Origin of the sequence: Rhodococcus sp. OK611, from assembly GCF_003050885.1 — a bacterium.
Classification (GTDB): domain Bacteria; phylum Actinomycetota; class Actinomycetes; order Mycobacteriales; family Mycobacteriaceae; genus Rhodococcus_G; species Rhodococcus_G oryzae.
On the sequence record NZ_QAOZ01000007.1, the window covers coordinates 24,905 to 46,327 of the forward strand.

22 protein-coding genes are annotated in these 21,423 nt (G+C 70.1%); 7 read left to right on the forward strand and 15 right to left on the reverse strand.

The genetic code is table 11. The features are described 5' to 3' along the window. Nucleotides 1-3: 3 nt before the first annotated feature. The 3 genes from C8K38_RS10095 to hrcA all read right to left on the reverse strand — a co-directional run bounded on the left by C8K38_RS10095 (nt 4) and on the right by hrcA (nt 3,051). The gene (locus tag C8K38_RS10095; protein WP_097211376.1) at nt 4-765 is read right to left on the reverse strand and encodes a 16S rRNA (uracil(1498)-N(3))-methyltransferase; all 762 of its coding nucleotides are present in this window, start codon (nt 763-765) and stop codon (nt 4-6) included. Nucleotides 766-783: 18 nt separating this feature from the next. Beyond that, on the reverse strand, nt 784-1,938 hold the full coding sequence (gene dnaJ, locus C8K38_RS10100) for a molecular chaperone DnaJ (RefSeq protein WP_097211377.1): 1,155 nt from the start codon (nt 1,936-1,938) through the stop codon (nt 784-786). 78 nt (nt 1,939-2,016) lie between these two features. After that, on the reverse strand, nt 2,017-3,051 hold the full coding sequence (gene hrcA, locus C8K38_RS10105; protein WP_097211526.1) for a heat-inducible transcriptional repressor HrcA: 1,035 nt from the start codon (nt 3,049-3,051) through the stop codon (nt 2,017-2,019). 201 nt (nt 3,052-3,252) lie between these two features. Between hrcA and C8K38_RS10110 the strand changes: the two genes are divergently transcribed. Then, a complete protein-coding gene (locus C8K38_RS10110; protein WP_077042050.1) occupies nt 3,253-3,555 on the forward strand; it encodes a type II toxin-antitoxin system VapB family antitoxin in 303 nt (100 codons plus the stop codon). 56 nt (nt 3,556-3,611) lie between these two features. On the opposite strand, the gene C8K38_RS10115 is transcribed toward C8K38_RS10110, so the two are convergent. From C8K38_RS10115 to C8K38_RS10125, 3 genes are all read right to left on the reverse strand, one after another. Beyond that, the gene (locus C8K38_RS10115; RefSeq protein ID WP_108168813.1) at nt 3,612-3,812 is read right to left on the reverse strand and encodes a hypothetical protein; all 201 of its coding nucleotides are present in this window, start codon (nt 3,810-3,812) and stop codon (nt 3,612-3,614) included. Nucleotides 3,813-3,830: 18 nt separating this feature from the next. Beyond that, a complete protein-coding gene (locus C8K38_RS10120) occupies nt 3,831-5,231 on the reverse strand; it encodes a WS/DGAT/MGAT family O-acyltransferase (RefSeq protein WP_097211378.1) in 1,401 nt (466 codons plus the stop codon). Between the two features lie 193 nt (nt 5,232-5,424). Further along, nucleotides 5,425-6,429, reverse strand: coding sequence for an AraC family transcriptional regulator (locus C8K38_RS10125; RefSeq protein WP_097211379.1), 1,005 nt, complete (start codon nt 6,427-6,429; stop codon nt 5,425-5,427). Nucleotides 6,430-6,636: 207 nt separating this feature from the next. Here C8K38_RS10125 and C8K38_RS10130 point away from each other — a divergent pair, with 207 nt between their 5' ends. Beyond that, nucleotides 6,637-8,181 carry an aldehyde dehydrogenase family protein gene (locus tag C8K38_RS10130; RefSeq protein WP_097211380.1) on the forward strand — a complete coding sequence of 515 codons (1,545 nt, stop codon included), beginning with the start codon at nt 6,637-6,639 and terminating at the stop codon, nt 8,179-8,181. A gap of 69 nt (nt 8,182-8,250) precedes the next feature. On the opposite strand, the gene hemW is transcribed toward C8K38_RS10130, so the two are convergent. Next, a complete protein-coding gene (gene hemW / locus C8K38_RS10135) occupies nt 8,251-9,447 on the reverse strand; it encodes a radical SAM family heme chaperone HemW (RefSeq protein ID WP_097211381.1) in 1,197 nt (398 codons plus the stop codon). Nucleotides 9,448-9,794: 347 nt separating this feature from the next. Between hemW and C8K38_RS10140 the strand changes: the two genes are divergently transcribed. The 5 genes from C8K38_RS10140 to C8K38_RS10160 are packed head-to-tail and all read left to right on the forward strand — an operon-like array spanning nt 9,795 to nt 15,225. Continuing rightward, entirely contained in the window at nt 9,795-11,492 is a 1,698-nt protein-coding gene (locus C8K38_RS10140; RefSeq protein ID WP_027499952.1) for a nitrite/sulfite reductase, read from the forward strand. A 5-nt stretch (nt 11,493-11,497) separates the two neighbouring features. Then, the gene (locus C8K38_RS10145) at nt 11,498-12,205 is read left to right on the forward strand and encodes a phosphoadenylyl-sulfate reductase (RefSeq protein ID WP_097211382.1); all 708 of its coding nucleotides are present in this window, start codon (nt 11,498-11,500) and stop codon (nt 12,203-12,205) included. Continuing rightward, complete coding sequence (cysD, locus tag C8K38_RS10150; RefSeq protein ID WP_077042056.1) at nt 12,202-13,137, forward strand: sulfate adenylyltransferase subunit CysD; 936 nt, start codon at nt 12,202-12,204, stop codon at nt 13,135-13,137. The genes C8K38_RS10145 and cysD overlap by 4 nt, the downstream gene beginning before the upstream one ends. Next, nucleotides 13,137-14,420, forward strand: coding sequence for a sulfate adenylyltransferase subunit 1 (locus tag C8K38_RS10155; protein WP_097211383.1), 1,284 nt, complete (start codon nt 13,137-13,139; stop codon nt 14,418-14,420). The genes cysD and C8K38_RS10155 overlap by 1 nt, the downstream gene beginning before the upstream one ends. A 40-nt stretch (nt 14,421-14,460) precedes the next feature. Then, entirely contained in the window at nt 14,461-15,225 is a 765-nt protein-coding gene (locus C8K38_RS10160) for a sirohydrochlorin chelatase (protein ID WP_097211527.1), read from the forward strand. Here C8K38_RS10160 and C8K38_RS10165 read toward each other — a convergent pair. From C8K38_RS10165 to C8K38_RS10195, 8 genes are all read right to left on the reverse strand, one after another. Next, entirely contained in the window at nt 15,222-16,478 is a 1,257-nt protein-coding gene (locus C8K38_RS10165) for an RNA polymerase sigma factor (RefSeq protein ID WP_097211528.1), read from the reverse strand. The genes C8K38_RS10160 and C8K38_RS10165 overlap by 4 nt on opposite strands. A 5-nt stretch (nt 16,479-16,483) precedes the next feature. After that, nucleotides 16,484-16,828, reverse strand: coding sequence for a YciI family protein (locus C8K38_RS10170; protein ID WP_097211384.1), 345 nt, complete (start codon nt 16,826-16,828; stop codon nt 16,484-16,486). A gap of 164 nt (nt 16,829-16,992) precedes the next feature. Further along, the gene (locus C8K38_RS10175) at nt 16,993-17,985 is read right to left on the reverse strand and encodes a sulfate/molybdate ABC transporter ATP-binding protein (protein WP_027499945.1); all 993 of its coding nucleotides are present in this window, start codon (nt 17,983-17,985) and stop codon (nt 16,993-16,995) included. Continuing rightward, complete coding sequence (gene cysW / locus C8K38_RS10180) at nt 17,982-18,758, reverse strand: sulfate ABC transporter permease subunit CysW (protein WP_245221511.1); 777 nt, start codon at nt 18,756-18,758, stop codon at nt 17,982-17,984. The genes C8K38_RS10175 and cysW overlap by 4 nt, the downstream gene beginning before the upstream one ends. Before the next feature lie 26 nt (nt 18,759-18,784). Continuing rightward, entirely contained in the window at nt 18,785-19,705 is a 921-nt protein-coding gene (gene cysT / locus C8K38_RS10185; protein ID WP_373560248.1) for a sulfate ABC transporter permease subunit CysT, read from the reverse strand. A 1-nt stretch (nt 19,706) separates the two neighbouring features. Then, on the reverse strand, nt 19,707-20,753 hold the full coding sequence (locus C8K38_RS10190; RefSeq protein ID WP_097211385.1) for a sulfate ABC transporter substrate-binding protein: 1,047 nt from the start codon (nt 20,751-20,753) through the stop codon (nt 19,707-19,709). 168 nt (nt 20,754-20,921) lie between these two features. Next, complete coding sequence (locus C8K38_RS28070) at nt 20,922-21,026, reverse strand: Ms4533A family Cys-rich leader peptide (protein ID WP_354581603.1); 105 nt, start codon at nt 21,024-21,026, stop codon at nt 20,922-20,924. 128 nt (nt 21,027-21,154) lie between these two features. Next, entirely contained in the window at nt 21,155-21,361 is a 207-nt protein-coding gene (locus tag C8K38_RS10195; RefSeq protein ID WP_097211386.1) for a hypothetical protein, read from the reverse strand. Nucleotides 21,362-21,423 lie beyond the last annotated feature (62 nt).

A 21,423-nucleotide genomic window follows, 5' to 3' on the forward strand; every position in this document is an offset into this window, starting at 1 on the left:
CGACTACTGGAGGGGCCGCGCGGACCAGCGGTCGGTGAGCACGCCGATCGCGCCGAGCGCCACCGCGGCCGCCGTGGAGGTCCGCAGCACCGTCGGGCCCAGGCGCACCGCGACCGCCCCCGCCGCGGTCAGCAGGTCGACCTCCGCGTCGTCCAGGCCGCCCTCGGGCCCGACCACCAGCAGCATCTCGGCCGCCGCGGCCAGCGGCAGCTCCGCCAGCGCCGTCGTGGCCGACTCGTGCAGCACCGCGACCACGGCGCCACCGGCCACCGCGGCCGCCACCCGCTCGACGACCGCGGGCGTGCGGTGCAGGTCGAGCACCTCCGGAATATGTGCTCGCCGTGACTGTTTCGCGGCGGCCGCCGCCACCGCGCGCCATTTCGCGACGCCCTTGTCGGCCTTCGGGCCCTCCCAGCGGGCCACGCACCGCGCGGACTGCCAGGGCACGATCGCGTCGATGCCCGCCTCGGTGGCCAGCTCGACCGCCAGCTCGGAGCGCTCCGCCTTCGGCAGCGCCTGCACCAACGTCACCGCAGGGGCGGCCGCCGGGACGGTGGCGCGGGCGGTGACCTCCAGGTCGAGGCGGTCCTTGCCGACCTCGACGACCACCGCGTCCGCGACGGCACCCCGGCCGTCGGAGAGCACCAGCCGCTCACCGACCCGGATCCGGCGCACCGTGGCGGCGTGTCTGCCCTCCTTGCCGTCGAGCACGGCGACCGCGCCGACCTCGGGCAGCGGGTCCAGATAGAACACCGTCGCGGCCATGTTCGTTCGCCCGACCCGTCAGCGACCGCTGAACGCGTCGCGCAGGCGGGAGAACAGTCCGCCGTTGTGCTGCGAGGCGGTGGTGACGACCTCGGCCTGGTCCTTGTCGCGCAGGTCCTTGAACGCGTTGAGCGCCGCGGTCTGCTTGCCGTCGAGGCGCGCGGGGACCACGACCTCCAGGTGCGCGTGCAGGTCGCCCCGCACCCCGGAACGCAGCTTCGGCATGCCGTGCCCGCGGACCGACTCGACCTTGCCCGGCTGGGTGCCCGCGGGGATGGTGATCTCCGTCGGGCCGTCGATGATCGTGTTGACGGTGACGGTGGTGCCGAGCGCCGCATCGACCATCGGGACGCGGACGGTGCAGTGCAGGTCGTCGCCGTCACGGACGAACACGTCGTGCTGCTGCTCGATGATCTCGACGTACAGGTCGCCCGCGTGGCCGCCGCCGGGGCCGACCTCGCCCTGCGCGGCCAGTCGGATCCGCATGCCGCCGCTCACGCCGACCGGGACCTTCACCGCGATGTCACGGCGGGCACGCACCCGGCCGTCGCCGCCGCACTTGTGGCAGGGGTCCGGGATGGTCTCGCCGGCGCCGCGACAGGTCGGGCACGGACGGGAGGTCATCACCTGGCCGAGGAACGAGCGCTGGACGGACTGCACCTCGCCCGCACCGCGGCAGGTCTCACAGGTCACGGGCTTGGAGTCGCCGTTGGTGCCTGCACCGGTGCACGCGTCGCAGAGGATCGCGGTGTCCACGGTGATGTGCTTGGTGACGCCGGTGGCGCACTCCTCGAGGGTCAGCTTGGTCCGCAGCAGCGAATCCGCGCCGGGCTGCACGCGGCCGCGCGGTCCACGGCTGGTCTGGCCGCCGCCGCCGAAGAACGCCTCGAACACGTCGCCGAGTCCGCCGCCGAAGCCGGCACCACCGAATCCGGCGCCGCCGCCCCCGCCGCCCTGCGACAGCGGGTCGCCGCCGAGGTCGACGATTCGCCGCTTCTCGGGATCGGAGAGCACCTCGTATGCCGTCGAGATGTCCTTGAACCGGGCCTGCGCCGCCTCGTCGGGGTTGACGTCGGGATGCAGCTCCCTGGCGAGCTTGCGGTACGCCCGCTTGATCTCCTGATCGGTCGCCTTCGTGCTGACGCCCAGAAGTCCGTAGTAATCCCGTGCCACGTTAAGTCTCTCGTCCTCGTTGTCGATCAGTTCCAGCTGTCAGTGAAAGTCATGCTCGCGGCAGCCCGCGCACACGCGTCAGCGCTCGGCGAGAACCTCGCCGATATACCTCGCAACGGCGGCGACCGATGCGATTGTTCCCGGGTAGTCCATCCGGGTGGGGCCGAGCACCCCCATGCCGCCGAAGACATTGCCGCCCGCGCCGTAGCCGGTGGTGATCACCGAGGTCCCGCGGATCTGCTCCATCTGGGTCTCTTCTCCGATCCGGACGGTCACCTTGCCCGCGTCGCCGGTGGCGGCGAGCAGCTTGAGCACGATGACCTGCTCCTCGAGGGCCTCGAGGACGGATCGCAGCGAGCCGGGGAACCCGGTGAAGTCCGCCGCGTTGCGGGTCAGGTTCGCCGTGCCGCCCAGCACCAGCCGCTCCTCGGGGTGCTCGACGAGGGTCTCGATCAGCACCGTCGCGGATCGGACCACGGCGTCGCGCAGGTGGTCAGGGGCGTCGGCGGCCAGCTCCGAGACGGCGATCGACGCTGCGGCCAGGCGCTTGCCCTCCAGCGCGCCACCGAGCAGGTTCCGCAGCCGGGCCAGGTTCTCGTCGTCGATCACGTCGCCCAGTTCGACGATGCGCTGGTCGACGCGACCGGAGTCGGTGATGAGCACCAGCAGCAGCCGGGCCGGGGTCAACGCGACCACCTCGAGGTGGCGGACAGAGGACGACGAGATTGTCGGGTACTGCACGACCGCGACCTGCCGGGTCAGCTGGGCCAGCAACCGCACCCCGCGGCGGAGCACGTCGTCCAGGTCGACGCCGGATTCGAGGAACTCCAGGATGGCGCGGCGTTCGGCGGGCGAGAGCGGCTTGACGTCGGCGATCCGGTCAACGAACTGCCGGTAGCCCTTGTCCGTCGGCACCCGGCCGGAGCTGGTGTGCGGCTGGGCGATGTAGCCCTCGGCCTCGAGCACGGCCATGTCGTTGCGGACGGTGGCGCTGGAGACGCCCAGGTTGTGGCGTTCGACGAGGGCCTTCGAGCCGATCGGTTCCTGGGTGGCGACGTAGTCGGCGACGATCGCGCGCAGCACCTCGAAGCGTCGTTCATCGGTACTCGACATAGCGGCCACCTCCGTCACCCGACTCCCCCGTCCGGAAGTCCGGCGAGACCATTCGTCACGGTCGGCGTGGTTCACACCCCCGCGACCGGCTACCAGTCTAATCGCCCTGCCGGGCTCTCCCCGCGAGGCCTTACTGTGTGTGGTGCGCGAACGGCGCCAGGTGCCGGCCGCGCACCCCCGACAACCGGGACGGGAACACCGATGATTTTCAAGGGCGTGAGGGACGGCAAGCCGTACCCGGACCACGGGCTGTCCATGCGCGACTGGTCCAAGATCCCACCACGACAGGTGCGCCTCGACGAGATCGTGACCACCACCAAGGTCCTGGAGCTCGACCGCCTGCTGTCCGAGGACTCCACCTTCTACGGCGACCTGTTCCCGCACGCGGTGCTCTGGGACGGCGTGATCTACCTCGAGGACGGCCTGCACCGCGCGGTCCGCTCCGCCCTGCGCAACAGGGTCGTGCTGCACGCCCGGGTCTTCGACTACGACGCGATCCGCTGACCCGACCGGGGGTCTGATCCGCCTGCGCTCATCGATCGGCTCGGCCCCGCCCTCGCTCAGATCATCAGGGCGGCGAAACCGACACAGGCGACGGTGAACAAAGCCACGACCGCGCACAGGACAACGGACCCGGTCACGATCAGTGCGGGCGCGCAGGCCGAGATCCCGGAGCCGAGCGCGATCACCGGCGACGATCGGAGCCGGGAGGTCGACGGTTCGGCGGGGACGGGGGCCCGGTCGGCTGATGGGTGGTTCATGTGATCTCCTGTCCCGGCCTACAGGCCGACGGTCTTTTCGAGGGCGCAGAGTTCGTCGTCGAGGCGACCGAGCAGGGGCTGAAGTAGCGGCACCGCTCGCCGGCAGCCGGTCAGCCCGAACGCGATCTCGTCATCGGTACTGGTGCAGGTGATGTTGAGGGCCTGTCCGTCGACCGGGATCGACAGCGGATACAGCGCGGTCAGACGGGCGCCGTTCCAGTACAGGGGCTCAGCCGGCCCGGGAACGTTGGAGATCATCACGTTCGGCGGGCGGACCGGCCCGCCCATTCCGAACATGCCCAGTGCGAGCGGCGCGGCCCCGAGCGCACTCATCGCCAGAGCCTGCGCCGAGCTCATCGCCCGCAGTGCCTGTTTGCCCTCGCGCATGGAGGCCGTCACGGTCGCGAGGCGGTTCGCCGGGTCGGCGAGGTCGGTGGCGAGATTACACATCAGCACCCCGATCTCATTGCCTGCCTTGCCCTCCCGCTGCTCGCCACGCAGCGAGACCGGCACCATCGCGATCAGCGGGTCGGCGGGCAGCGCCTCGAGATCGCCCAGGTAGCCGCGCAGCGCCCCTGAGCACATCGCGAGCACCACGTCGTTGATGGTCGCCTCGGCATGCTTGGCGACCAGCCGTAGCCGTTCGATCGGCCAGGACTGTGCCGCGAACCGTCGGGCCCCACCGATCGGCACGTTGAAGATGCTGCTGGGTGCAGAGAGCGAGAGCGATCCGCCACGCCCGTGCAAGGCCCGGTCGACGGTGCCAACGAGCGCGGGCACGAGGCCTCCCAGCTCACCGAGCGCGCCGCGAGCGACACGCAGCGCGGTGGCAGGCACGCCGAGCGGTCCGCGACCGCCCGCCGGCTGGTCCGAGACGAGTCGCAGCGCGCTGCGCTCGCGCACCAGCGGCTCCCATGGCGCGGGCATCTCCCGCCGTGCCGGGTCCGCGCTGAGCCCACGGCGCAGCAGCTTCATCGCCGACACGCCGTCCGCGAGGGCGTGGTGGATCTTCGTGTAGACCGCGAAGCGGCCGTCAGCGAGGCCCTCGATGAGGTGCATCTCCCACAGCGGCCTGCTTCGGTCCAGCAACACGGAATGCAAGCGGGAGACCAGCTCCAGCAGTTCGGTGATCCCGCCAGGGCGCGGCAGGGCATCGTGACGCACATGGTGCCCGAGGTCGACGTCGACATCCGTCTCCCAGCCCCACTGCCCCAGCGAGGTCACCGACCGACGGGCGCGTTTACGCAACAGCGGCGCGACATCGCCCCGACCCAAGGACGAATCGAGCAGTGCCCGCACATCGCACCCATCGGCGCCATCCGGCGGAGCGAACAGCGCGAGCCCCCCGACATGCATCGGATGGTCACGAGACTCGCCGAGCAGGAACATCGAATCGGTCGGCGCCATCGGCAGCAGCAAGGTTCGGCCTTTCCATGTGCCCGCACCCGGACGATCACGCGGGTCGTGGAGCCGAGGGGGCGTGTCCTGGATTTTGTCCAGCGGCAACGATGGGGCCAACGTTAGAGGCAGCAGCGGCTGAAGACTGTCCCCGAAGCGCGGGGGATGTCCCGATTGCGCAGGGACTTCGAGCGCGCAGGGTTTTCGGGCCGGGCTACGTCGTGATGAGGGTCTTCGACGGCGGCTGCCCGTACCGCTTTCGGTATTCGAGAGCGAAACGGCCGAGGTGCTGGAATCCCCAGCGATAGGCCACATCGGTGACCGCGACGTCGGACGGGTCTGCCTGGATCAGGTCCTCATGGGCCCGCTCGAGCCGCACATCGCGAAGATAGGCCAGTGGCGAGACCCCGACGTACCGCCGGAATCCGTCCTGCAGGGTGCGCACGCTGACGCCCACCAGCATCGCCAGCCCACTGACGGTCCACGGCTCCTCGGGATGCGCGTGGATCGCATCGATGGCCCGACTGATCGTGCGCGGGCGGGCAGCGTGGGCGGGCGAGTCGAGGAGTTCACGGCTGTCGTGAGCCGCCGTGAGCAGCAAACCGGTGGTCACGGCATCGACCAGCCGGCTCGAAACCAGCTCGTTGTAGAGCAGGCTGCTGTCGTCGTCGAGTTCCGCGGCGAGGGTTCGGACCAGAGCCAACCAGCTCGCGCCCGACTTGCTGGACAGATCGAACACGGGGTCGAAGGTCACCGGTTTGCCGACCGGCCGGCCGAGTAGGGCGCGAAGCTCGGACTCGAGGTAGGCGCGGTCGAACTTGATGCCGTACACCACGCAGTCCGCGCTCCATCGCGTGATCCTGGTGGAGCGATGCGGGAGGTAGATGGACGCGCGCCCGCGGGTGACCACATCGGGCTCTCCGCCCGCTTCCGACTCGATGCCGCCCGACATCGGAATGTTCACGTGGTAGGCACTTTCCAGCTCGTCGAGGTGGATGCTCACGTCCACTCCGTACGACAACCGCCCCACGGACACAGGACCGAGCTGCACAGTGTGTAGCGACATGTCGAGGTCGGAGTCCGTGGTGAGCTGGGCCAGCCGGTGGGGGTAGTAATTCCGACCGACGGCCGCGCGCGCCTCGTCGAGGGTTCGGGCATGAAATGCCAACACCCGGCGCGTCGGTTCGGGCGCACCCGCTGCAGGCGATTTATCGTGCATCTTTCGGCTCCACACCCAGGCTACGCGCGGCCCGGCCGAAGCAGATCCCACAGATCCCGATTGGATCGAATCCGGGAGCCGCGGACCCGGCCACCTGCCCACTTGTGCCGCTGACCCAAAAGGCCCGTGGTTGTTGGCCGAATCGGCCAAGCGCCGCGGCTCCGCTCGCGCCGATACTCGACGCCAACCCCCACCGAGGAGTGTGCGATGAGCATCGACCAGCTGGTGCCGACGATCGTCCGACCGCCCGTCACCATTCACTGCCCGGCGACCGGCGAGGAGGTCGGCTCGGTTCCCGACACAGAGCCCGACTCGGTAGCCGAGGTGGTCGACGGACTCCGCGCACAGCAGCCGGCCTGGGAGGCCCTCGGACCCAAGGGTCGGGCAAGGTGGCTGTTCAAACTGCGGGACTGGTTGCTGGACAACGAGACCCACCTGGAGGATGTTCTCCAGTCCGAGACCGGGAAGCCGCGGACCGAGGCCGGGCTCGAGGTGCCGGTGATCGCCGAGATCATCAACTTCTACGCCGCCCGCGCGCCGCGCGACCTGGCCGACGCGAAGCTCCCGAACTCCGGTGCGTTCAGCCTCACCAAATCGCAGCGCAAGACATATCGCCCGCATCCGGTGGTCGGGGTGATCACGCCGTGGAACTTCCCGCTGCTGATGCCCGCCATGGACGTGATCCCCGCGCTGCTCGCAGGCGCCGCCGTCATCCTCAAGCCGTCCGAGGTGACCCCGCTTTCCGCGCTCGAGCTGGCGCGCGGATGGCGCGAGATCGGCGCGCCGCCGATACTGGCCTGCATCACCGGCCGCGGGGACACCGGCGCGGCCGTCGTCGACGCCGTCGACATGGTGCAGTTCACCGGCTCCACGGCCACCGGGCGCAAGATCGCCGCCCGGGCGGGCGAGCGCCTGATCCCCTGCAGCGTCGAACTCGGCGGCAAGGACGCCGCGATCGTGCTTGCCGACGCCGACCTCGAGCGGGCAGCCAGCGGGATCGTCTGGGGCGGGCTGATGAACTCCGGCCAGGCCTGCATCTCGGTCGAACGGGTCTACGTCGAGGAGGCCGTGCACGACGAGTTTGTCGCGCTGCTCACCGAGAAGGTCCGGTCGCTGCGTCAGGGCGCCGACGACGACTCCCACTCCGCGGACGTCGGCGCGCTGGCCAACGCGAACCAGGTCGACATCGTGCGCCGTCACGTCGACGACGCGATCGCCCGCGGCGCCACCGCACTGACCGGCGGCGCCCCGACCGGGGTGGGGACCTTCTTCGAGCCGACCGTGCTGGTCGACGTGGACCACACCATGGCCTGCATGACCGAGGAGACCTTCGGTCCCACCATCCCCGTGATGAGGGTGGCCGACGCGGACGAGGCCGTCCGGCTCGCCAACGACTCGGTCTACGGCCTGTCCGCGACCGTCTGGACCGGCAGCCGCTCGCGCGGGGAGGCCATCGCTCGACGCCTCGAGGTCGGGGCGGTGAACGTCAACGACATGTTCAGCAACCTCTTCTGCTTCGGGCTGCCGCACGGCGGATGGAAGACCTCCGGGATCGGCGCGCGCTTCGGCGGCGACTCGGGCCTGCACAAGTACTGCCGGGTGCAGGCCGTGACCGCCCCCCGGTTCCCCACCCTGACGAACGAACCGCTGTGGTACCCGTACACGCCCTCGCGGGCGCGGGTCGCGGCGAAGCTGCTGCGGGCGATCGTCGCCCGCGACATGCGCCGCCGATTCTCCGGAACCGGTCGGTGATCCTCAGAGGCCGGACCGGATCCCGTTGCCGCACAGCCGCGTCGGGGTGCGCCGGCTGGACGGGCGGGGTCAGCTCAGGATGTCGCGGATGACACCGTCGGCCAGCAGCCTGCCGCGGTCGCTGAGCACCAGGCGGTCATCGGCGCGCGAGAGCAGCCCGTCCGCGACGGCCTGCTCGGCGGCCGCGATCTCAGAAGCTCGCAGGTCCGACACCGGCAGTCCCGACCGCAGCCGCAGCGTCAGCATCACCCGCTCCATGTGCCGGTCCTCGGCGGTGAGCTGCTCGCTGTCCGCGACGGGCAGCTCACCCGCCGTCAGCCGGTCGGCGTAGCGGGCCGGGTGCTTGACGTTCCACCAGCGCACCCCGCCGACGTGGCCGTGCGCGCCGGGTCCCGCGCCCCACCAGTCGCCGCCGTCCCAGTACCCGAGGTTGTGCCGGCACTCGGCGCCCTCCTTCGCCCAGTTCGACACCTCGTACCAGCTCAGCCCGGCGTCGGCGAGGCGCGCGTCGATCCGCTCGTACCTGGCGGCGAGGACGTCGTCGTCGGGCGCGGGCAGGTCCCCGCGCCGCACCTTCCTTGCCAGCGCGGTGCCGTCCTCCACGATGAGCGCATACGCCGAGACGTGGTCGACGCCCGCGGCGAGCACCGCATCAAGGGACGCGTCGAGATCCTCGTCGCGCTCGCCGGGCGTGCCGTAGATCAGGTCCAGGTTCACGTGCTCGAACCCCGCCGCGCGCGCCTCCACGGCGGCCGCCACCGGGCGCCCCGGGGTGTGGGTGCGGTCGAGGATCTTGAGCACGTGCTGCGCCGCCGACTGCATGCCAAGCGAGATGCGGGTGAACCCGGCCTCGCGGAGGCGGTCGAAGAACTCCGGCGAGGTCGACTCGGGGTTCGATTCCGTGGTCACCTCGGCGCCCGCGGCCAGGCCGAAGCTCGAGCGGACCGCGCCAAGCACGTCGGCCAGGCCGTCGCCGCCGAGCAGCGACGGCGTGCCGCCGCCGACGAACACCGTCTCCGCCGCGGGCACCGCACCGTCGGCGCCGAGCATCGCGGCGGCCGCGTCCAACTCGCGGCGCAGGCCCTCGAGCCAGGACTGTGGCGACGCGGAGGTGCCCAGCTCCCCCGCCGTGTACGTGTTGAAGTCGCAGTACCCGCAGCGCGTCGCGCAGAACGGGACGTGGATGTAGATGCCGAACGGACGCGACCCCACTCCGGCCAGGGCATGGTCCGGCAGCGCAAACGCAGCAGCCACCGGCTCGGTCATCGATCCACTCACCTCATCAGTGTCCCATTACCAGAGGACGTGACGAGCGCCACACATCGCCCTGCCTGCGCATTTCCCCCGAGTCGGGGGGAAATAGCCATGGGGTGTCGGAATCGGCGAGGTCATCTGGCACAATTGGCCGGGTGACCGGACTTGGGATTGCGCTCGTGGCTCGACGCCACGTCGATCTCAAGCGTGTCTGTAGCTGTCTGCCCTTGCCTGCGTAGACGCCATTCGCCAGCCCCCTCTCAGTCCCGGCCGGTCTCGGATGTGCCTGCGGGGACAGCCCTCCCCGTCGGCATGCCATCACAGACCGGCGCACCGAAGAAGATTCTGGAGCGCCTCCGATGTCGCAAAGTGTCGACACTCCTCCTCCCGCTCGCGCGCCGCGGCCGGCCAAGCGCCGTGCCGAGGGCCAGTGGGCCCTCGGCTACCGCGAGCCGCTGAACGCCAACGAGCAGGCCAAGAAGGACGACAACCCGCTCAACGTCCGCGCCCGCATCGAGAACATCTACTCGAAGCAGGGATTCGACAGCATCGACAAGTCCGACCTGCGCGGCCGGATGCGCTGGTGGGGCCTCTACACCCAGCGTGAGCAGGGTTACGACGGCACCTTCACCGGTGACGAGAACATCGACCTGCTCGAGGCCAAGTACTTCATGATGCGGGTGCGCTGCGACGCAGGCGCCCTCAACGTCGAGCAGCTGCGCACCATCGCGGGCATCTCCACCGAGTTCGGCCGCGACACCGCCGACCTCTCCGACCGCGAGAACGTCCAGTACCACTGGATCGAGGTCGAGAACGTCCCCGAGATCTGGAAGCGGCTCGAGTCCGTCGGCCTCAAGACCACCGAGGCCTGCGGCGACTGCCCGCGCGTCGTCCTCGGGTCCCCGCTTGCAGGCGAGTCCCTCGACGAGGTGCTGGACCCGACCCCGGCGATCGACGAGATCGTCCGCCGCTACATCGGCAAGCCCGAGTACTCGAACCTGCCGCGCAAGTTCAAGACCGCGATCTCCGGCCAGCAGGACGTGGTGCACGAGATCAACGACGTCGCCTTCATCGGCGTCAACCATCCCGAGCACGGGCCCGGGCTCGACCTGTGGGTCGGCGGCGGGCTCTCCACGAACCCGATGCTGGCGCAGCGAGTCGGCGTCTGGGTGCCGCTTGACGAGGTGCCGGACGTGTGGGAGGCCGTGGTCTCGATCTTCCGCGACTACGGCTACCGCCGGCTGCGGTCCAAGGCGCGGCTGAAGTTCCTCATCAAGGACTGGGGCATCGAGAAGTTCCGGGAGGTGCTCGAGACCGAGTACCTCAAGCGGAAGCTGATCGACGGCCCCGCGCCCGAGCAGCCCAAGCGGCCGATCGACCACGTCGGCGTGCAGAAGACCCGCAACGGTCTCAACGCCGTCGGCTTCGCGCCGATCGCGGGCCGGGTCTCCGGCACCATCCTCGCGAAGGTCGCCGACGCCGCCGAGAAGGCGGGCAGCGACAAGATCCGCTTCACGCCGTACCAGAAGCTGATCATCCTCGACGTCGCCGACGACAAGCTCGATCAGCTGATCGCCGACCTCGACGAGCTGGGCCTGCCCGCCCGCCCGTCGCACTGGCGGCAGAACCTGATGGCCTGCTCCGGCATCGAGTTCTGCAAGCTGTCGTTCGCCGAGACCCGCAAGCGCTCGCAGGTGCTGGTGCCCGAGCTCGAGCAGCGACTCGCGGACATCAACGCGCAGCTGGATGTGCCGATCACCATCAACATCAACGGCTGCCCCAACTCCTGCGCCCGCTCGCAGGTCGCGGACATCGGCTTCAAGGGCATGCTCATCGACGACGGCGAGGGGAATCAGGTGGAGGGCTTCCAGGTTCACCTGGGAGGCAGCCTCGGGTTCGACGTGGCCTTCGGCCGCAAGCTGCGCCAGCACAAGGTCGCCAGCACCGAGATGGGCGACTACATCGACCGGGTGGTCCGGCAGTTCGTCAAGCACCGCAATGCGGGCGAACGCTTCGCCGAGTGGGCCGTCCGAGCAGACGAGGGGGATCTCCGTTGACCACATTGGATCTGGCCACCGCGACCGCGGACGACCTCCGAGCGCTCGCCGAGCAGGTGGCGGCGAGCCTCGACGGCGCGTCCGCCCAGGAACTGCTGCAGTGGACCGAGGACACGTTCGGGACCGACTTCATCGTCGCGTCGAACATGCAGGACGGCGTCCTGGTGCACCTGGCCGCCCAGGTGCACCCCGGCGTCGACGTGCTGTTCCTCGAGACCGGCTACCACTTCGCGGAGACCATCGGCACCCGCGACGCGGTCGAGGCGGTGTACGGGGTGAACGTCATCAACGTCCAGGCCGAGGCCAGCGTCGCCGAGCAGGACGCGGCCGAGGGCAAGGACCTGTTCGCCCGCGACCCCGGCCGCTGCTGCGCACTGCGCAAGGTCGCGCCGCTGAAGAAGTCGCTCGCCGGGTACAAGGCCTGGGTGACCGGCATCCGCCGGGTCGAGTCCCCCACCCGCGCCAACGCGCCGCTGATCTCGTTCGACGAGGCGTTCGGGCTGGTGAAGATCAACCCGATCGCCGCGTGGTCCGACGACGACATGCAGGCCTACATCGACAAGCACTCGATCCTGGTGAATCCGCTTGTCGACGAAGGCTATCCATCAATCGGGTGCGCGCCGTGCACCGCCAAGCCAGCCCCCGGCTCCGATCCGCGCAGCGGACGGTGGGCCGGTAACGCCAAGACAGAATGCGGGTTGCACGCCTCATGACTGCTGAACTGACCGACATCCGACCGCAACTCGACGGCACCGACTTCGACACGCTCGCTGCCCTCGAGTCCGAGGCCATCCACATCTTCCGTGAGGTGGCAGGCGAGTTCGAGCGCCCGGTGATCCTGTTCTCCGGCGGCAAGGACTCCACCGTGCTGCTGCACCTGGCGATCAAGGCCTTCTGGCCCGCGCCGCTGCCCTTCGCGCTGCTACACGTGGACACCGGGCACAACCTGCAGGAGGTGCTGGACTTCCGCGACCACGTGGTCGAGAAGTACAACCTGCGCCTGCACGTGGCCAAGGTCGAGGACTACCTCGCCGACGGCCGGCTCACCGAGCGGCCCGACGGGATCCGCAACCCGTTGCAGACGGTGCCGCTGCTGGACGCCATCGCCGAGAACCGCTTCGACGCGGTGTTCGGCGGCGCCCGCCGCGACGAGGAGCGCGCCCGCGCCAAGGAGCGGATCTTCTCGCTGCGCAACGCGTTCGGCCAGTGGGACCCGAAGAAGCAGCGTCCCGAGCTGTGGAACCTGTACAACGGCAAGCACTCCCCCGGCGAGCAGGTCCGCGTGTTCCCGCTGAGCAACTTCACCGAGCTCGACATCTGGCGGTACATCGCCCGCGACAACGTGGAGCTGGCCAGCATCTACTACGCCCACCAGCGCGAGGTGTACCAGCGCGACGGCATGTGGATGACCTCCGGCGTCTGGGGCGGACCGCGGGAAGGCGAGGAGGTGCAGAACCTCTCGGTGCGCTACCGCACCGTCGGCGACGGCTCCACCACCGGCGCGGTGCTCTCCGAGGCGGCCGACAACGAGGCCATCCTCGCCGAGGTCGCGGCGTCCCGATTGACCGAGCGCGGTGCCACCCGTGGCGACGACCGAGTTTCCGAAGCGGCCATGGAAGACCGCAAGCGAGAGGGCTACTTCTGATGAGCGACCTGTTGAGGCTCGCCACCGCGGGCAGCGTCGACGACGGCAAGTCCACCCTGGTGGGCCGGCTGCTGTACGACACGAAATCCGTTCTCGCCGACCAGATCGACGCCGTCACCCGCGCGTCGGTTGACCGTGGGCTCGACACCCCGGACCTGTCGCTGCTGGTCGACGGCCTCCGCGCGGAGCGTGAGCAGGGCATCACCATCGACGTGGCGTACCGCTACTTCGCGACGCCCAACCGCACCTTCGTGCTCGCGGACACCCCGGGCCACGTGCAGTACACCCGAAACACCGTCTCCGGCGCGTCCACCGCGCAGCTGGTGATCCTGCTCGTCGACGCGCGCAAGGGCGTCATCTCGCAGACCCGCAAGCACGCCGCCGTGCTCGCGCTGCTCGGCGTGCCGAAGCTGGTGCTCGCGGTCAACAAGATCGACCTGGTCGAGAACCCGGCCCAGGTGTTCGCGGACATCTCCGAGGAGTTCAACGCGCTCACCACCTCGCTGGGGTGGGCGTCCGAGGACGTCGTGGAGATCCCGGTCTCCGCGCTGCACGGCGACAACGTGGCCGTCCGCTCCGAGAACACCCCGTACTACAACGGCCCCACCCTGATCGAGCACCTCGAGTCGATCCCGGTGGACGCCGAGCCGCACCGGGTGGGCCTGCGCTTCCCGGTCCAGTACGTGATCCGGCCTCGCACCGCCGACTTCCTCGACTACCGCGGCTACGCCGGTCAGGTCGCCGCGGGTTCGGTCCGCCCTGGCGACGAGGTGGTGATCCTGCCGTCCGGCACCCGCACCACCGTCGAGCGCGTCGACACCGCCGACGGTGAGCTCGACGTCGCGAACGCGGGGCGCAGCGTCACGCTGATCCTGGCCGACGACGTCGACGTCTCGCGCGGCGACACCATCGCCTCGATCGAGGACGCGCCCGAGCCGATCGGCGAGTTCGAAGCGACGGTCTGCTGGCTCGCCGAGAAGCCGCTGCGGCCCGGCGCCCGCCTGCTGCTCAAGCACGGCACCCGCACCACGCAGGCGATCGTCGGTGGCATCGTGGAGCGGTTCGACGAGCAGGACCTCACCACGGCGCAGAGCCCGGACACCCTCGAGCTCAACGAGATCGGCAAGATCTCGGTGCGCGTCGCGGAGCCGATCGTGGCGGACGACTACACGGTCAACCGGCACACCGGCAGCTTCCTGTTGATCGACCCGGCGGGTGGCAACACCCTCGCGGCCGGCCTGGTCGGCGACGCGATCGCCGCCATCGAGCTCGCCCGCGTCTAGCGTCGTGTTCGACATCCAGGTCGGGACGCACGCGTCCCCGATGCCCGTCCCGGCGCCGCTGATCGCGGTGGCCCACGGCAGCCGCGACCCCCGCTCCGCGCGGGCGGTCGCGGCCGCGGTGGACGGCATCCGGGCCTCGCGCCCCGACCTGGACGTCCGCCTCTGCTTCCTGGACCTGTCCGCCCCGTCGGTGGACCAGGCCATCGATGCGGTTGCCGCCGAGGGACATTCGTCCGCCGTCGTGGTGCCGCTGCTGCTGGGCAGCGCCTTCCACGCGCGGGTTGACCTGCCCGCGCTGCTCGCGGCAGGCCGCCGCAGGCACCCCGGGCTCGACCTGGTGCAGGCCGAGGTGCTCGGCGACGACCACCGGTTGGTCTCCGCCGTGCGCGACCGCATCACCCAGACGGGAACCGATCTCGGCGATCCCGAGGTCGGGGTCGTGCTGGCCGCGGTCGGTTCGTCCTCGGAGACCGCCAACGAACTCACCACCCGCATCGGCCCGCGGCTGCTGGCCGGCACCGGCTGGGCAGGCGTCGAGGTCTGCTTCGCGACCACCGGACCCGGCGTGCCGCAGGCCGTCTCGGCGCTGCGGGCCCGCGGCGCGCGGTCCATCGTCGTCGCACCGTGGTTCCTCGCGCCCGGCCTGCTCACCGACCGGATCGGCCGGTCCGCCGAGGACTGCGCCCCGGAATCGCTGCAGGCCGACGTGATCGGCGCCCACCCCCTGCTCGCGGAGGTCGCGCTCGACCGGTACGCCGCGGGCGTCGAGCGGATCGCCGCCGCCCGGGTCGAACTCTCCGCCTAGCCCGACCGCTCGACCTCGTCGAGCCTGCGCCGCAGGTGCTCCCGTTCGGCGTCGGTGCCGACCGTCTCCAGCGCCGCACGGTAGGCCGCCGCGGCCTCCGGGAACCGGCCGAGCCGCTGCAGCAGGTCCGCGCGGGCGACCGCGTACGGGTGGTAGCCCCGCAGCCGCGCCTCCCCCGCCAGCCCGTCGAGCAGGGTCAGCCCCGCCTCCGGTCCGTCCCGCATCGCCACCGCCACCGCCCGGTTCAGCGCCACCACCGGCGACGGCGCCAGCGCGAGCAACACGTCGTAGAGCGCCACCACCTGCGGCCAGTCCGTGGTCGCGACATCCGCGGCCTCGTCGTGCAGTGCCGCGATGGCCGCCTGCACCCCGTACACGCCCGGCGGGCCACCGGTCAGCGCGACGACCACAAGGGCGCCGCCCTCCTCGATGGCCGCGCGGTCCCAGTGGCTGCGGTCCTGGTCGTCGAGCAGCACCAGCTCGCCGCCCGGCCCGGTCCGCGCATCGCGGCGGGCATGGATCAGCAGCATCAGCGCCAGCAACCCGGCGACCTCGCGCTCGGCCGGCAGCAGCCGCCGCAGGATCCGGGCGAGCCGGATCGCCTCCTCCGCGAGGTCGAGGCGCTGCAGGTCGGGACCCGAGCTGGCCGCGTAGCCCTCGGTGAAGATCGAGTAGATCACCCCGAGCACACCGGGCAGACGCTCCGGCAACTCGTCGGGTCCCGGTACCCGGAACGGGATCCGGGCCTGCCGGATCTTCTTCTTGGCCCGCACGATTCGCTGCGCCATCGTCGCGGTCGGGACGAGGAACGCCCTGGCCACCTCCGGCGTCGTCAGGCCGGCGAGGCAGCGCAGGGTCAGCGCGGTCCGGTCCTCGTCCGCGAGCGCCGGGTGGGTACAGGTGAAGAACAGCTGCAGCCGGTCGTCGGGCAGATCGGTGAGCGCGTCCGCGGGCGGGGCCGGGTCCGCCCGGTCGGACTCGACCTGCAGGACGGCGAGCCGGGCCGCGTAGGCCTGGTCCCGCCGCAGCCGGTCGACTGCCCGCCGCCGCGCCGTCGTCATCAGCCAGGCGCCCGGCCTGGCCGGGACGCCGTCCACCGGCCAGTGCACCAGCGCGGCCTCGATGGCCTCCGAGGTGACCTCCTCGGCCAGGTCGAGGTCGCCGAACCGGCGGACGAGCGAGGCGAGCAGCCGGCCGCGTTCCTCCCGGAACACGGACTCCACGGACGACCCGGCCACCGCCCGCTCGTCCATCGCGGTCACTCCCCGAAGTCGGCGATCGGCCGCACCACGACAGTTCCGCCGTCGCGGGCGCCCGGGCAGCGTGCCGCCCAGTCGAGCGCGACGTCGAGGTTCGGCACGTCGATGACGTAGAAGCCGCCCAGGACCTCCCTGGACTCGGCGAAGGGGCCGTCGGTGACGGTCCGCGCACCGTCCGCGTCGACCCGGACCGCCGTGGCGGTGGTCAGGTCCGCCAGCGATTCCCCGGACACGAAGATGCCCGCCTCACTGACCTGCTTGTCGTAGACCATCCAGTCCTCGGGCGTGCACCCGTTTGCGACGGGATCGGTGGAGGCCGCGTTGATCAGCATCATGTACTTCATGGTTCGACTCCTGTCGTTTCATCGTGCGGCGAGGTGCCGTACTCAATGACGACGAACGGAACCCGGTCGAATCGACACGTGCAGGAAATAGTAGGCGGCTGCGCCGCCTGTGCGCGGTTGACGAGTGTCTGGACTCGTCAACCGCGCACGGGCCGCGGAGCGGCCTAGGCCGGGATGTTCGGGATCAGGGTGGCGCGGGCGTAGACGGTCTCGCCCTCCTTGAGCTGCAGCGCCTCGCTGTCGCCGCGGGTCACCTGGGCCGCGAACAGGTCGCCGGTGGCGGCGTTGCGCAGCTCCACCCGCACCTCGAAGCCGAGGTGCACCACCCGCTCGACCGTCGCCCGGGTGACACCCGCGGACTCCGCGGTGCCTGCCTTCTGCGCGACCGCCATGCTGGGGTCGCGCCCGACGCGGATGTCGTGCGGGCGGACCAGCTGGCCGTTCAGCTTGGCCACCGGGCCGAGGAACGACATCACGAAGTCGTTCGCGGGCGTGTCGTACAGGTCCCGAGGGGTGCCGACCTGCTCGATCCGCCCCTTGTTCAGCACCGCGATCCGGTCGGCGACGTCGAGCGCCTCCTCCTGGTCGTGGGTGACCAGCACGGTGGTCACGTGCACCTCGTCGTGCAGCCGCCGCAGCCAGGTCCGCAGGTCCTCGCGGACCTTGGCGTCGAGCGCACCGAACGGCTCGTCGAGCAGCAGCACCTGCGGGTCGACGGCGAGCGCGCGGGCCAGCGCCATGCGCTGCCGCTGGCCGCCGGAGAGCTGGGCCGGGTAGCGGTGCTGGAAACCGTCGAGACCGACGATCTCGAGCAGCTCGTTGACCTTCTTGTCGATCTCGGGCTTCGGACGCTTGCGGATCTTCAGCCCGAACGCGACGTTGTCGCGAACGGTCATGTGCTTGAACGCCGCGTAGTGCTGGAACACGAAGCCGATGTCGCGCTTCTGCGGCGGCACACCGGTGACGTCCTTGCCCCCGATGGTGATGGTCCCCGAGTCCGGGTTCTCCAGCCCGGCGATCGACCGCAGCAGGGTCGACTTGCCGGACCCGGACGGACCGAGCAGCGCGGTCAGGGAGCCGGCCGGGATGTCCAGCGACAGGTTGTCGAGGGCGGCGAAGTCGCCGAAGTTCTTGTTGGCGCCGATCACGGAAATCATGTGTTGCTCCTCTTGCGGTCGAGCAGCGTCATCAGCAGCAGGGTCACCAGCGCGATCCCCATCAGCAGCGTCGCCGCGCAGTAGGCCCCGAAGGTGTTGTGATCGTCGATGTAGCGCGAGTGCACGAGCAGGGTCAGGGTCTGGGAGACGCCGGGGAACCCCGAGGACACCATGATCACCGCGCCGAACTCGCCGAGCGAACGGGCAACGGTGAGCACCACGCCGTAGGTCAGGCCCCAGCGGATCGCGGGCAGGGTTATCCGCCAGAAGGTCTGCCACTTGGAGGCGCCGAGGGTCGCGGCGGCCTGCTCCTGCTCGTCGCCGATCTCGTGCAGCACCGGTTCGACCTCGCGGACCACGAACGGCAGCGTGACGAAGATGGTGGCCAGCACCATGCCTGGCAGGCCGAAGATCACCCGGAACCCTGCCTCGTCCAGGACGCCGAACCAGCCGTTGACGCCCCACAGCAGGATCAGCGAGACGCCGACGACGATCGGCGAGACCGCGAACGGCAGGTCAACGACCGCCTGCATCAGGCCGCGGCCCGGGAACCGTCCCCGGACCAGCGCCAGGGCCGTGACGATGCCGAAGATCACGTTGATCGGCACGACGATGGCCACGATCAGCAGCGAGAGGTTCAGCGCCGAGATCGCCGCCGGGGTGGAGATCGCCTCGATGAAGGCGCCGATGCCCCGCTCGAAGGTGCGCCACAGGATGACGCCGATCGGCACCAGCAGCAGGAAGAACAGGTAGCCGAGCGCGACGACCCGCATCCCGAGCTTCGATCCGGTCGAGAGGTTCACTGGGCCTGCTCCTCACGTCGCTGGCTGCGGCTCGAGAGCACCCGCAACACCAACAGGGTGACGAAGGCGATCGCCAGCAGCGCCACCGACACCGCGGCGGCGTTGACCGGCCGGTCGATCTCGATCTGCTGCTGGATGTACTGCGAGGTCACCTGCGTCTCGCGCGGGATGTTGCCGCCGATCAGCACGACCGAGCCGTACTCGCCGATCGCCCTGGCGAACGCCAGGCCCGCGCCGCTGATGATCGCGGGCGACAGGATCGGCAGCACCACCTTCCGGAAGATGGTCCAGTTGCTCGCGCCGAGGGACGCGGCGGCCTGCTCCACCTCCCGGTCGGTCTCGATCAGCACCGGCTGCACCGACCGGACCACGAACGGCAGCGTGACGAACGCCAGCGCGACGACGAGGCCGGGCTGGGTCGCGTTGAGCTGCACACCGATCGGGCTGTTCGGGCCGTACAGCGCCAGCAGCACGATGCTCGCCACGATGGTCGGCAACGCGAACGGGAGATCGATGAGCGCGTTGACGAATCGCTTACCGGGGAACTCGTCGCGGACCAGCACCCAGGCGATCAGGGTGCCCATCACCACATTGATGAGGGCGACGACCGCCGAGACCGTGACGGTCACGCGCAGCGAGGCCAGCGCGACCGGGCTGGTCACGGCCTCCCAGAACCCGCTGAGGCCGTCCTCGAACGAGGTCACCGTCAGCGCCGCGAGCGGGAGCAGCACGATGACGCTGAGCCAGAGCATCGCGACGCCGATGCCAAGCGGGCCAACGGTGCCGGTCACGGCGGTCCACTTGCGCTTCTTCGGGCGGGTGGGCCGAGCGGGGGGACCGGTCTCGGTCGACTGCTGTCCTACGGACTCGGACACCAGTCCCCCCGTCGTTGTTTCTGTAGTGCTGGTCACGGTCAGATTACTTGGTGGCGTTGTCGTAGATCGTGGCGATGGAGCCGGTTTCCTTCTTGAACAGGCTCTCGTCGACGGCCTTCCAGCCGCCGAGGTCCGCGATCGTCCACAGCTTCGCGGGCGCAGGGAAGTCGGCCGCGAACTCGGCGGCGACACCGGGATCGACCGGACGGAATCCGGCCTCGGCCCACAGCTTCTGGCCCTCGGTGGTGAAGAGGAAGTCCTTGAACGCGTTGGCCTTCTCGAGGTTCTGGCTGCTCTTGATCACGGCGACCGGGTTCTCGATCTTGAATGTGACCGGCGGGGTGACGTGCTCGACCGGGTCCCCGTTGCGCTCGGCGAACAGGGCCTCGTTCTCGTAGCTCAGCAACACGTCGCCGGTGCCCTGCAGGAAGGTCTCGGTGGCCTCGCGACCGGACTTCGGCTGAACCTTCACGTGATCGGTGACGAGCGTGTTCAGGTAGTCGAGTCCGGCCTGCGGGTTCTTGCCGCCGTCGCTCTTGGCGGCGTACGGCGCCAAGAGGTTCCACTTCGCCGAGCCCGAGCTGAACGGGTTGGGCGTGACCACCTCGAGGCCGGGCTGGAGCAGGTCGTCCCAGTCCTTGATGCCCTTCGGGTTGCCCTCGCGGACCACCACCGTCACGACCGAGCCGAACGGGATCCCGTTGTAGGCGTCCTTGTTCCAGTCCTCGCTCACCAGGCCCGCGTCGACGAGGCGGGTGATGTCGGGCTCGACGGAGAAGTTGACGAAGTCGGCCTGGGCGCCGTCCTTGACCTTGCGGGACTGGTCACCGGAGGCGCCGTAGGACTGCTGGAACTCGACGTTCTTGCCGGCCTCGGTCTCGTTGAAGGCGGGGATCAGCTTGTCGTAGCCGGGCTTGGGGACCGCGTAGGCGAACAGGCTGACGGTGCCCCCGCTGCCGTCGCTCGATCCACCCTCGGCGCCGACGGTGTCGCTCGAGCCGCCGCTGCACGCGGTCAGTGCGATCGAGCCGGCGGTGACGGCGGCGGCCAGCAGGAGGCCGGAACGGGTGATGCGAGAGCGCGCGCTCATGTGAATTGCCTTTCACAGGTGTGCCACGAGGGCAAGGAGGTGGTGTCCGGTCCTCAGACCGCAGCGCGGGACCACTACCGGCAACGGCGTGGTCTCACGGTGACACAGAATTGGGGTTGTCGCCCGCTACGTGGGGCGGTCCGGCCGCGGCTCAGGTGGCTCGTGCGGCTACGGGAATCGACAACAGTCGATATCGGCGACCGCAAGCATGCCGACAGCGATCAACGCCAGTTCATGGCGGACCTGGTGCACGGCGGTTGCAGACACGCGCACGAATGTAGCAGAGCTACCGGCCCCGATCGAACTGGAGCCGGCACCGTTCCACTACCTGGTCAGCAGCCAGCCGATCAGGACCAGGAGCATCAGCGCGATGAGGGCGAGGGTGACACGCGAACGGGGCATCAGCGGGCACCGTCCTCGGTGGCGGAGGCGGGGGCCGAGTCCCGGCCGAGCAGCACGAAGATCCTGGCGAGCAGCAGGTCGGCGCCGCTGGCGATCCCGATCGCGAGCGGCATCATCACCGCCATCACGAGGATCAGCTGCGGGATGAAGGGCAGCCCGATCACCCAGAGCTCGAGTCCGTCCCACCAGCTGGCAATCTGTGTCACCCGGTCAGCCTATCGCCCCCACTCCGGTGGACGCCCACGCCCGTCGGGCAGATGATGATGAG